Below are 12,116 nucleotides of genomic sequence, written 5' to 3'. Positions count from 1 at the left end.
GGGGTGATGCCCCAGGATTCGACGAGGCGGTAGAGGGCGACCTCGACGGCGAACAGCGCGGGCTGGGTGTTGCCGGTGTCGTCCAGACCTTCACCAGTGGCGATGACCTCGCGGATGGGCCGGTCGAGGTGCTGGTTCAGCTCTGCGGCGACGGCGTCGAAGGCTTCCGCGTACGCGGGGAAGGCGGCGTACAGCTCCTCGCCCATGCCCGCGCGCTGCGCGCCCTGCCCGGTGAACAGGAACGCCGACTTCCCGGCGGTGCGGCTGTCGCGGACGACTCCCGGTGCCGAGGCGCCCGAGGCCAGGGCGCGCAGGCCCTCCAGCAGGGCGTCACGGTCGCTACCGACGACCACCGCCCGGTGTTCGAACAGCGAGCGGGCGGTGGCCAGCGAGAGACCGATGTCCGCCGGGTCCGTGCCCGGGTCCGTGTCCGCGTCGGTGGCCAGGGACAGCAGCCGCCGCGCCTGGCCGGTCACGGCCTCCGGCGTCTTGCCGGAGAGCACCCACGGCACCACCGGAAGGCCGTGCGGCTTCGGGGCCGTGTCCGCCGTCGCGGGTTCCGGCCGGGCGGCCGGCTGCTCGATCACCACGTGGGCGTTGGTGCCGCTGATGCCGAAGGAGGAGACGGCGGCGCGGCGCGGACGCCCGTACTCCGGCCACGGGCGGGCCTCGGTGAGCAGCGAGACCGCGCCCGCCTCCCAGTCGACGTGCCCGGACGGCGCGTCCACGTGGAGGGTCTTGGGCAGTACCTCGTGGCGCATGGCCTCGATCATCTTGATGACGCTGCCGACTCCGGCGGCGGCCTGGCTGTGCCCGATGTTGGACTTCAGCGAGCCCAGCCACAGCGGCCGGTCCTCCGGGCGGTCCTGGCCGTAGGTGGCCAGCAGTGCCTGTGCCTCGATGGGGTCGCCGAGGGTGGTGCCGGTGCCGTGCGCCTCGACCACGTCCACGTCGGCGGTGCTCAGCCCGGCGTTGGCCAGGGCCTGGCGGATGACGCGTTCCTGCGAAGGCCCGTTGGGGGCGGTCAGGCCGTTGGAGGCGCCGTCCTGGTTGATGGCACTGCCCCGGATGACCGCGAGGACGGTGTGCCCGTTGCGTTCGGCGTCCGCCAGCCGCTCCACGAGCAGCAGGCCGACGCCCTCGCTCCAGCCCGTGCCGTCGGCGCCCGCCGCGAACGGCTTGCACCGGCCGTCGGGCGAGAGACCGCGCTGACGGGAGAACTCCACGTAGGAGGTCGGGCTCGACATCACGGTGACCCCGCCCGCGAGCGCGAGGTCGCACTCGCCGGAACGCAGCGCGCTCGCCGCCATGTGCATGGCCACCAGCGAGGAGGAACAGGCCGTGTCCACGGTGACGGCCGGGCCTTCGAGACCCAGCGTGTACGAGACCCGGCCCGAGGCCACACTGCCCGCGTTTCCGCTGGCCAGATAGCCTTCCAGGTCCTCCGGAACGGTCTGGAGGGCGGAGCCGTAGTCGTGGTACATCACTCCGGCGAAGACACCCGTCCGGCTGCCGCGCAGCGACGCCGGGACGATGCCCGCGTTCTCCACGGTCTCCCAGGCGGTCTCCAGCAGCAGCCGCTGCTGCGGGTCGGTGGCGAGCGCCTCGCGCGGGGACATCCCGAAGAACTCCGGGTCGAAGAGGTCCGCGTCGTGGAGGAAGCCGCCGCCCCGGGCGTAGGTGGTTCCCGTGTGGTCGGGGTCCGGGTGGTAGAGGTTCTCCAGGTCCCAGCCACGGTTGACGGGGAAGTCGGTGATGGCGTCCGCGCCCTCCGCGACCAGCCGCCACAGCTCGGCCGGCGAGGAGACCCCGCCGGGGTAACGGCAGGCCATGCCGACGATCGCGATCGGCTCCAGCGAGACGGAGTCCGCCGCGACCACGACCGGCGCGCCGTGCTCCTGCCCGCCGAACAGCTCGGACGACAGGTGTGTGGCGAGGGTGGTGGGGTTGGGGTAGTCGAAGACGAGGGTGCTGGGCAGGCGTAGTCCGGTGGCGGTGTTGAGCTGGTTGCGGAGTTCTACGGCGGTGAGGGAGTCGAAGCCGAGTTCTTGGAAGGCGCGGTCGGCGTCGATGGTGGTGTGGTCGGAGTGGCCGAGTACGGCGGCGACCTGGGCCCGCACCAGATCGGTCAGGGCCTGGTCCCGCTCGGCCGGGGAGAGCGCGCCGAGGCGCTGGGCGAGGGAGGAACCGCCGCCCGTCCGCGCGGCGGTCGCCGTCCGGCGGGGGGCCGCCGGGAGCAGGCCGCGGAAGAGGAGGTGCGGGCCGTCGCTCTGCTTGCGCAGCGCGGCCGTGTTCAGCCGGGTCGCGGCGAGGACGGCCTCGCCCGTGCCCGGGGCCGCGTCGAAGAGGTCCATCGCGTCGGCCGAGGACAGCGGCAGCAGGCCGGTGCGCTCCATCCGCTTGAGGTCGGCTTCTTCGAGCTGGCCGCTGATGGTGCTGGCCTGGGCCCACAGGCCCCAGGCGAGGGAGGTGGCCGGGAGGCCGAGGGCCTGGCGGTGCTGGGCGAGGGCGTCGAGGAAGGTGTTGCCCGCCGCGTAGTTGGCCTGGCCCGCGTTGCCGATGAGGCCCGCGATGGAGGAGTAGAGGACGAAGGCGGAGAGATCGAGGTCTTTGGTCAGTTCGTGGAGGTTCCAGGCCGCGTCCACCTTGGGCTGGAGGACCTTCGCCAGCCGCTCCGGGGTGAGCGAGGAGAGGAGCCCGTCGTCCAGGACACCGGCCGTGTGGACGACCGCGCCCAGCGGCTGCTCCGCCGGTATCCGCGCCAGGACGGCCGCGAGCGCGGGCCGGTCGGCGACGTCGCAGGCGGCCACGGTGACCTGGGCGCCGAGCCCGGCGAGTTCCGTCCGCAGTTCCTCGGCGCCCGCCGCGTCGATGCCGCGTCGGCTGAGGAGGAGGAGGTGGCGGGCGCCGTGTTCGGTGACGAGGTGGCGGGCGAGTACGCCGCCGAGTGCGCCGGTGGCTCCGGTGATCAGGGTGGTGCCCTGGTCCCAACGGGGCTTCACGGCCTCGGAGTTCTGCTGGGTCCGGGCCAGCCGGGGCACCAGCACCTGGCCGCCGCGCACCGCGAACTGCGGCTCACCGGAGGCCAGGACGAGGGCGAGGGCGGTGGTGGGCAGCGTGCCGGAGCCAGCGGAGCCGATGCCGTCGGGGTCCAGGTCGGCCAGGACGATCCGGCCCGGGTTCTCCGTCTGTGCGACGCGCAGCAGGCCCCAGACCCCGGCGTGCGCGAGGTCGGTGACGGGCTCCCCGCCCGTGGCGAGGGCGCCCCGGGTGGTCACCACGAGGACGGAGTCCGCGAACCGCTCGTCCACCAGCCACGACTGCACCGTCGCGAGCATCTCCCGCACGGCGCGGTGCGCCGTACCGGGCACCCCGTCCGGAAGCCCGGCGGTCTCATCAGGGGTTCCGGTGGGCAGGGCGAGGACGATCCCTGCCGGGACCGGGCCGTCGGCCTCGGCGACGGCAGCCAGGTCGGCGTACGGGCGGGCGCCGTCGAGCACGGGCTCCCCGACGACGGCCCAGCCGGACGCGTCCACCGAAACATCCGGGGCAGCGGCCGGTACCGGGCTCCACGCCACCTTGAACAGCCCGTCCCGGGCGGCGGAGTTCGCCTCGCGCAGGGCGTCCTTCGACAGCGGGCGCAGCAGCAGCGACTCCACGGTCGCCACCGGGGCACCCGTACCGTCCGCCACCGTCAGCGCGGCCACCTCGGGGCCGGTCAGCGTCAGCCGGACCCGCAGCGCGGAGGCGCCCGTGGCGTGGACGCTCACCCCGGACCAGGAGAACGGCAGCAGCGCGACCCGGTCGTCGTCCACCACACCGGGCAGCAGCGGGTGGAGGGCGGAGTCGAGGAGCGCCGGGTGGAGCAGGAACCGTCCGGCCTCGGCGCGCGGCCCCTCGGGCAGCGCCAGCTCGGCGAAGATCTCGCCGTCGCCGCGCCAGACCCGGCGCAGCCCCTGGAAGGCCGGACCGTAGGCGTAGTCCTGGGCGGCCAGCCGCTCGTACACGCCGTCGAGGGAGACCTCGGTGGCCCCGGCCGGCGGCCAGACCATCAGGGCCTCGCCGTCCACCGTGCTCCCGGGGGCCAGCACCCCCTTGGCGTTCAGCGTCCACGGGCGGGCCTCGGAGGGCGCGTCGCCGTCGTGGCGGGAGTACACGTCGACACTGCGGCGGCCCGAGCCGTCCGCCTCACCGACGACGAGCTGGAGCTGTACGCCCCCGTGCTCGGGCAGGACCAGCGGGGCCGACAGCGTCAGCTCCTCGACCTGCGGGCAGCCCAGCCGGCCACCGGCCAGGACGGCGAGTTCGACGAATCCCGTCCCGGGCAGCAGGACGGTCCCGAGGATGGCGTGGTCGGCGAGCCAGGGGTGCGAGCGGAGCGAGAGCCGGCTCGTGAACACCGTCTGGTCGCCGTCGGCCAGGTCGATCGAGGCCCCGAGGATCGGATGGTCCGTCGGGTCCAGCCCCAGCCCGGACGCGTCGGCGGCGGCCTCGGTCACGTCGAGCCAGTAACGCGCCCGCTGGAAGGCGTACGTGGGCAGCTCGGCGGAACCGGCCGGCGGGCCCCCGAAGTACGCGGCCCAGTCGATCCTGCGTCCCCGCACGTGCGACTGCGCGGCGGCCAGGACGGCCTGCTGCGCCTCGGGACGCCCGGAACGCAGGGCGGCGACGGCCACGACCGCACCGGGGTCCGCCACCGAACCGGCGGTGAGGGCGGTGAGGACGGCGTCGGGGCCGATTTCGGTGAAGGTGGTGGTGCCGAGGGTTTCGAGGGTGGTGACGGCGTCGGTGAAGCGGACGGCGCCGCGGACCTGGTCGGTCCAGTAGGCGGGGGTGCGCAGGTCGTTCCCGGTGGCGAGTGCGCCGGTGAGGGTGGAGACGACGGGGATGCGGGGTTCGTTGTAGGTGAGCGAGCCCGCGAGGGTGCGGAAGTCGTCCAGCATTCCGTTCATGTGGGGGGAGTGGAAGGCGTGGGAGACGGTGAGCTGTTTGGTCTTGCGGCCGAGGCCGGAGAAGTGCGCCGCGACCGTGAGGGCGGCGTCCTCGTCGCCGGAGACGACCACCGAGTTCGGGCCGTTGACGGCGGCGATGGAGAGCCGTTCCCCCAGTCCTTCGAGGAGGGGGAGGAGTTCGGTTTCGGTGGCCTGGAGGGCGATCATGGCGCCGCCGGTGGGCAGTGCCTGCATGAGGCGTGCGCGGGCGGCGACGAGGGTGGCGGCGTCCTTCAGTGACAGGATTCCGGAGATGTGGGCGGCGGTGAGTTCGCCGATGGAGTGCCCGGCGAGGTAGTCGGGGGTGATGCCCCAGGATTCGACGAGGCGGTAGAGGGCGACCTCGACGGCGAACAGCGCGGGCTGGGTGTTGCCGGTGTCGTCCAGACCTTCACCGGAGGCGATGACCTCACGGATGGGCCGGTCGAGATGCTGGTTCAGCTCCGCCGCGACCGCGTCGAAGGCTTCCGCGTAGGCGGGGAAGGCGGCGTACAGCTCCTCGCCCATGCCCGTGCGCTGCGCACCCTGCCCGGTGAAGAGGAACGCCGACTTCCCGGCGGTCTTGGTGCCCCGGACGGTGTGGGGTGAGGTCTCCCCGGCGGCCAGGGCGCGCAGGCCCTCCATCAGCGCGGCACGGTCGCCGCCCACCACCACCGCACGGTGGTCGAAGAGCGCGCGCGTGGAGATCAGGGACCGGGCGACCTCGGTCAGGTCGTCGGCCAGGTCGTTGGCGTCCTGCTCCTCGGCGTCCCGCTCCTCGGCATGCGCCAGCAGCCGCCGCGCCTGGCCGGTCAGGGCCTCCGGCGTCTTGCCGGACAGCACCCACGGCACCACCGGAAGGTCACGCGGTGCCGGTGCCACGACGGGCTCCGTGTCCGTCGCCTCCGCCGGTTCCGGGGCCTGCTCGATCACCACGTGGGCGTTGGTGCCGCCGAAGCCGAAGGACGAGACGCCCGCCCGGCGCGGCGCCCCCGTACGCGGCCACGCGCGGGCCTCGGTGAGCAGCGAGACCGCGCCCGCCTCCCAGTCGATGCGGGTCGAGGGCTCCTCCGCGTGCAGGGTCTTCGGCAGCACCCCGTGCTGGATCGCCTGCACCATCTTGATGATCCCGCCGACTCCGGCGGCGGCCTGGCTGTGCCCGATGTTCGACTTCAGGGAGCCGAGGTAGAGCGGCCGGTCGGCGGGGCGGTCCTGGCCGTAGGTGGCCAGCAGTGCCTGCGCCTCGATGGGGTCGCCCAGCGAAGTACCGGTGCCGTGCGCCTCGACCACGTCCACGTCGGCGGTGCTCAGCCCGGCGCCGGCCAGCGCCTGGAGGATCACCCGCTCCTGCGAAGGCCCGTTGGGGGCGGTCAGGCCGTTGGAGGCGCCGTCCTGGTTGACGGCGGTGCCCCGGATGACGGCGAGGACCTGGTGGCCGTTGCGGCGGGCGTCCGAGAGCCGCTCCACCAGGAGCAGGCCGACGCCCTCCGACCAGCCGGTGCCGTCCGCGTGCTCGGAGAAGGACTTGCAGCGGCCGTCGGCGGCGAGACCGCGCAGCCGGGAGAACTCGATGAACGCCGTCGGCGTCGACATGACCGCCGCGCCGCCCGCCAGCGCGAGGTCGCACTCCCCGGAACGCAGCGCGCTCGCCGCCAGGTGCATGGCCACCAGCGAGGACGAGCAGGCCGTGTCGACGGTGACCGCCGGGCCCTCCAGACCGTACGTGTAGGAGAGCCGGCCCGAGGCGATGCTGCCCGCGCTGCCGCTGAACAGGTACCCCTCGTTGCCCTCGGCGGGCAGGTGGGGCCGGGAGCCGTAGTCGTTGTACATCAGGCCGGTGAAGACGCCCGTCCGGCTGCCGCGCAGCGAGGCCGGGTCGATCCCGGCCCGCTCGAACGCCTCCCACGAGGTCTCCAGCAGCAGCCGCTGCTGCGGGTCCACGGCCAGTGCCTCGCGCGGGGACATCCCGAAGAACTCCGGGTCGAACAGGTCGGCCTGGTGCAGGAAGCCGCCCTCGGCGGTGTACGAGGTGCCCGCCGTGCCGGGGTCGGAGTCGTACAGCCGCTCCAGGTCCCAGCCACGGTTGACGGGGAACCCGCTGACCGCGTCCACCTCGTCGCGGACCAGCCGCCACAGGTCTTCCGGGGTGGCGACCCCGCCCGGGTACCGGCAGGCCATCCCGACGATCGCGATGGGCTCCTGTGCCTTGTCCTCGGCCTCGCGCAGGCGCTTCTTCGCGTCCCGGGCGTCGGCGATGGCTCGCTTGAGGTATTCCCGGAGTTCTTGCTCGTTCGCCACTTGGTTCTCAGCTCCCCGACGTGATGTGGCTGGGTGATGAATGGAGGTTTCGCATGCGGATCGGTCCAGTGCCGCTGGGTCCGGTGCTGCTCGGGCCCGTGAGGCTGAGTCCGGTGACGCTCGGTCCGGTGAAGCTCAGTCCAGGTCGTCGAGGAGTGCGAACAGCTCCTCGTCGCTCGCCGCGTCCAGGTCCTGGTTCTCCGCCTCGTCCGCCCTGGCACCGCCCGCCGTGTCGGCGATGTCGAGCAGTTCGCGGAGGCGGCCGGTGATCTGGTCGAAGGCGTCCCGGTCCGAAGCGGCGGCCTGGATAGCGGACTTCAGCTTGTCGAGGTCCGAGAGGACCGGGGCGGCCACGGAGACCTCCTCCACGGTGATCTGCCGCCGCAGGTGTGTGGCGAGGGTGGTGGGGTTGGGGTAGTCGAAGACGAGGGTGCTGGGCAGGCGTAGTCCGGTGGCGGTGTTGAGCTGGTTGCGGAGTTCTACGGCGGTGAGGGAGTCGAAGCCGAGTTCTTGGAAGGCGCGGTCGGCGTCGATGGTGGTGTGGTCGGAGTGGCCGAGTACGGCGGCGACCTGGGCCCGCACCAGATCGGTCAGCAGCGCCAGGCGCTCCTCCTCCGGCAGCGCGCCGAGGCGCTCCGCCAGCGAGGGGCCGCCCTGCGCGCCCGGTCCCGCTCCGGCGCCCGCGACCGTACGGCGCGGACCGGCCGGGGCCAGCTCCCGCAGCAGCGGCAGCAGCCGGTCACCCTGCTTGCGCAGGGCGTCCACCGCGAGCCGGGTGACGGCGAGGACGGCCTCGCCCGTGCCCGGGGCCGCGTCGAAGAGGTCCATCGCGTCGGCCGAGGACAGCGGCAGCAGACCGAGCCGGGCGAGCCGGCGCAGGTCGGCTTCTTCGAGCTGGCCGCTGATGGTGCTGGCCTGGGCCCACAGGCCCCAGGCGAGGGAGGTGGCCGGGAGGCCGAGGGCCTGGCGGTGCTGGGCGAGGGCGTCGAGGAAGGTGTTGCCCGCCGCGTAGTTGGCCTGGCCCGCGTTGCCGATGAGGCCCGCGATGGAGGAGTAGAGGACGAAGGCGGACAGGTCGAGGTCTTTGGTCAGTTCGTGGAGGTTCCAGGCCGCGTCCACCTTGGGCTGGAGGACCTTCGCCAGCCGCTCCGGGGTCAGTTCCGAGAGCACGGTGTCGTCCAGCACACCGGCCGTGTGGATCACCCCGGTCAGCGGCTGCTCCGCCGGGACCGCCGCCAGGACCGACTCCAGCGATTCCCGGTCGGCGACGTCGCAGGCGGCCACGGTGACCTGGGCGCCGAGCCCGGCGAGTTCCGTCCGCAGTTCCTCGGCGCCCGGGGCGTCGATGCCGCGTCGGCTGAGGAGGAGGAGGTGGCGGGCGCCGTGTTCGGTGACGAGGTGGCGGGCGAGTACGCCGCCGAGTGCGCCGGTGGCTCCGGTGATCAGGGTGGTGCCCTGGTCCCAACGGGGTTTCACGGCCTCGGTGTTCTGCTGGGTCCGGGCCAGCCGGGGCACCAGTACCTGGCCGCCGCGCACCGCGAACTGCGGCTCACCGGAGGCCAGGACGAGGGCGAGGGCGGCGGCGGGCAGCGTGCCGGAGCCGGGGTCACCGGGGTCCAGGTCGGCCAGGACGATCCGGCCCGGGTTCTCGCTCTGTGCGACGCGCAGCAGGCCCCAGACCCCGGCGTGCGCCAGGTCGGTGACGGGCTCCCCGCCCGTGGCGAGGGCGCCCCGGGTGGCCACCACGAGGACGGAGTCCGCGAACCGCTCGTCCGCCAGCCACGACTGCGTGAGCGCCAGCGCCTCGCGCAGCGCGGCCCGCGCCGCCCCGGCGGTCTCCCCGGCCTCACCGGCGGTCCCGGTCGGCAGGGCGAGGACGACGCCCGCGGGCACCGGACCGGCCTCGGCGACCGCCGCGAGCGTGGCGTACGGGCGGGCGCCGTCGAGCACGGGCTCCCCGACGACGGCCCAGCCGGACGCGTCCACCGAAACATCCGGGGCAGCGGCCGGTACCGGGCTCCACGCCACCTTGAACAGCCCGTCCCGGGCCGTCGACGCGGCTTCGCGCAGCGCCTCCTTCGACACCGGGCGCAGCAGCAGCGACTCCACGGTCGCCACCGGGGCACCCGTACCGTCCGCCACGGTCAGCGCGGCCTCCAGGGTGTCCGTGTCCTGCCCGGACAGGGTCAGCCGGACCCGCAGCACGGAGGCGCCCACCGCGTGGACGCTCACCCCGGACCAGGCGAACGGCAGCCGGGCCAGGCCCGTCTCCTCGGCCACCCCCGGCAGCAGCGGGTGCAGCGCCGCGTCCAGCAGGGCGGGGTGCAGGGTGTACCGGCCGGCCTCGGAACGGACCGCCTCCGGCAGCCGCACCTCGGCGAACAGCTCGCCGTCACCGCGCCAGAGCCGGGACAGGCCCCGGAAGGCCGGACCGTAGGCGTAACCCAGCGCGTCCAGCCGTTCGTACACGCCGTCGAGGGGGACCTCGGCGGCCCCGGCCGGCGGCCAGAGCGGCAGTGGTTCGCCCGCCCCGGTCGCCGGGGCCAGGACGCCGTTGGCGTTGAGCGTCCACGGCCGGTCGGCGCCCACCTCGCCCTCGTCGGGCCGGGAGAACACCTCCACCGTGCGGCGGCCCGAACCGTCGGCCTCCCCGGCCACGACCTGGACCTGCACCCCGCCCTGGGCGGGCAGCACCAGCGGCGCCGACAGCATCAGCTCCTCGACCCGCTCCACACCGAGCTGTTCGCCCGCCCGCACCGCCAGCTCCACCAGACCGGTGCCGGGCACCAGCACCGTGCCGTGCACGGCGTGCTCGGTCAGCCACGGGTGGGTGCGGCGGGAGAGCCGCCCGGTGAACAGGTACTCGTCCCGGTGGGCCACCCCGACGGCCGCGCCCAGCAGCGGATGCCCGGTCGCCGCCAGCCCGAGCCCGGCCGCGTCGGCCGGGGTCTCGGGGGCGTCCAGCCAGTACCGCTCGTGCTGGAACGCGTACGTCGGCAGCGTGACCCGGCGGGCGCCGGGGAACAGCGCCGCCCAGTCGGGCCGGGCGCCCCGCATCCGCAGCAGGGCGATCGCCGCGGTGACCGTCTCGCCCTCGGGCCGGTCCCGGCGCAGGGCCGGGGCCAGTGCCCCCGGGTCCTGCTCCAGGCAGCCCTGGGCGAGGGCGGTCAGGACACCGTCGGGGCCCAGCTCCAGGTAGTCGGTGACGCCCTGCTCCTCCAGGTAGCGGACACCGTCCGCGAAGCGCACGGCCTCCCGGATGTGCGTGGCCCAGTACTCGGGGGAGGTCAGCTGCTCCACGGTGGCGAGGGTGCCGGTGACGTTGGAGACGACGGGGATGCGCGGCGGGTGGAAGGTCAGCCCCGAGGCGACCTCCCGGAACTCCTCCAGCACCTCGTCCATGTGCGGGGAGTGGAAGGCGTGCGAGACCGGCAGCCGCTTGGTGCGGGCGCCCTTGGCCCGCCAGGCGTCGCACAGCTCGTCCACGACGGCCGCGTCACCCGAGATGACCAGGGAGGTCGGCCCGTTGACCCCGGCGACGGCGACCGCGCCGCCGTAAGGGGCGAGGGAGGCGCGCACCTCCTCCTCGGTGGCCTGGATCGCCGCCATGGCGCCGCCCTCGCGGGCGGCCTGCATCAGCCGGCCGCGCTCGGCGACCAGGCAGCAGGCGTCACCGAGGTCCAGGACCCCGGCCAGGTGCGCGGCGGTGACCTCGCCGATGGAGTGGCCGAGCAGGTAGTCCGGGGTCAGGCCGTGGTGCTCGAAGAGCCGGTAGAGGGCCACCTCGACGGAGAACAGCGCGGCCTGGGTGAAGGCCGTCTGGTCGATGAGGGCCGAGTCCGCCGAGTGCTCCGGCGCGAACAGCACGTCCTTGACGGGGCGGGCCAGTTCGGCGTCGAAGTGGGCGCACACCTCGTCGAGGGCCTTGGCGAAGACCGGGTTCGACCCGTACAGCTCGCGGCCCATGCCGAGCCGCTGGCTGCCCTGGCCGGTGAGGAGGAACGCGGTCCGGCCGGAGCGGGCCGAGCGGGCCCGCACGACGTTGGCCGCGGACTCGCCGTGCGCCAGCGAGGACAGGCCCCGCACCAGGGACTCGCGGTCGGCGCCGACGACGGCCGCGCTGTGGTCCAGTACCGCGCGGCCGGTGGCCAGCGAGAAACCGATGTCGGCCGGGTCCAGCTCCGGGTGGTCCAGGACGAACCGGTGCAGCCGGGCGGCCTGGGCCCGTACCGAGGTCTCGTCCTTGGCGGAGACCAGCCACGCCGTCGCGCCCGTCCCGGACGCCGGGCCGGTGCGGCGCGCGGCGGGCGCCGCCGGGGCCTGCTCGATGATGACGTGCGCGTTGGTGCCGCTGATGCCGAAGGAGGAGACTCCGGCGCGGCGCGGCCGGCCGTGCTCGGGCCAGGGCGTCTCCTCGGTCAGCAGTGCCAGCGAGCCCGACTCCCAGTCCACGTGCGGGGAGGCCTCGTCCACGTGCAGGGTCTTCGGCAGCACCCCGTGCCGCATCGCCTCGACCATCTTGATGACCCCGCCGACTCCGGCGGCGGCCTGGCTGTGCCCGATGTTCGACTTCAGGGAGCCGAGGTAGAGCGGCTGCCCCTCCGGGCGGTCCTGCCCGTAGGTGGCCAGCAGTGCCTGCGCCTCGATGGGGTCGCCGAGGGTGGTGCCGGTGCCGTGCGCCTCGACGGCGTCGACCTCGGCCGGGGCCAGCCCGGCGTTGGCCAGGGCCTGGCGGATGACGCGTTCCTGGGCGGGCCCGTTGGGGGCGGTCAGGCCGTTGGAGGCGCCGTCCTGGTTGACGGCGGTGCCCCGGATGACGGCGAGGACCTGGTGGCCGTTGCGGCGGGC

2 protein-coding genes are annotated in these 12,116 nt (G+C 74.3%); both read right to left on the bottom strand.

From position 1 onward, the window contains the following. The coding region (locus ACIA5F_RS30695; RefSeq protein WP_399358706.1) for a type I polyketide synthase at positions 1–7,268 on the bottom strand (7,268 nt) is incomplete at its 3' end. A gap of 135 nt (positions 7,269–7,403) precedes the next feature. Beyond that, on the bottom strand, positions 7,404–12,116 hold a 4,713-nt coding region (locus ACIA5F_RS30690; protein ID WP_399358703.1), incomplete at its 5' end, for an SDR family NAD(P)-dependent oxidoreductase.

Origin of the sequence: Streptomyces sp. NPDC051567 (assembly GCF_044454165.1) — a bacterium.
In the GTDB taxonomy this organism is placed as follows: domain Bacteria; phylum Actinomycetota; class Actinomycetes; order Streptomycetales; family Streptomycetaceae; genus Streptomyces.
Note: the sequence above shows the minus strand (reverse complement) of the source record. Positions and strands in the feature narration are given on the sequence as shown.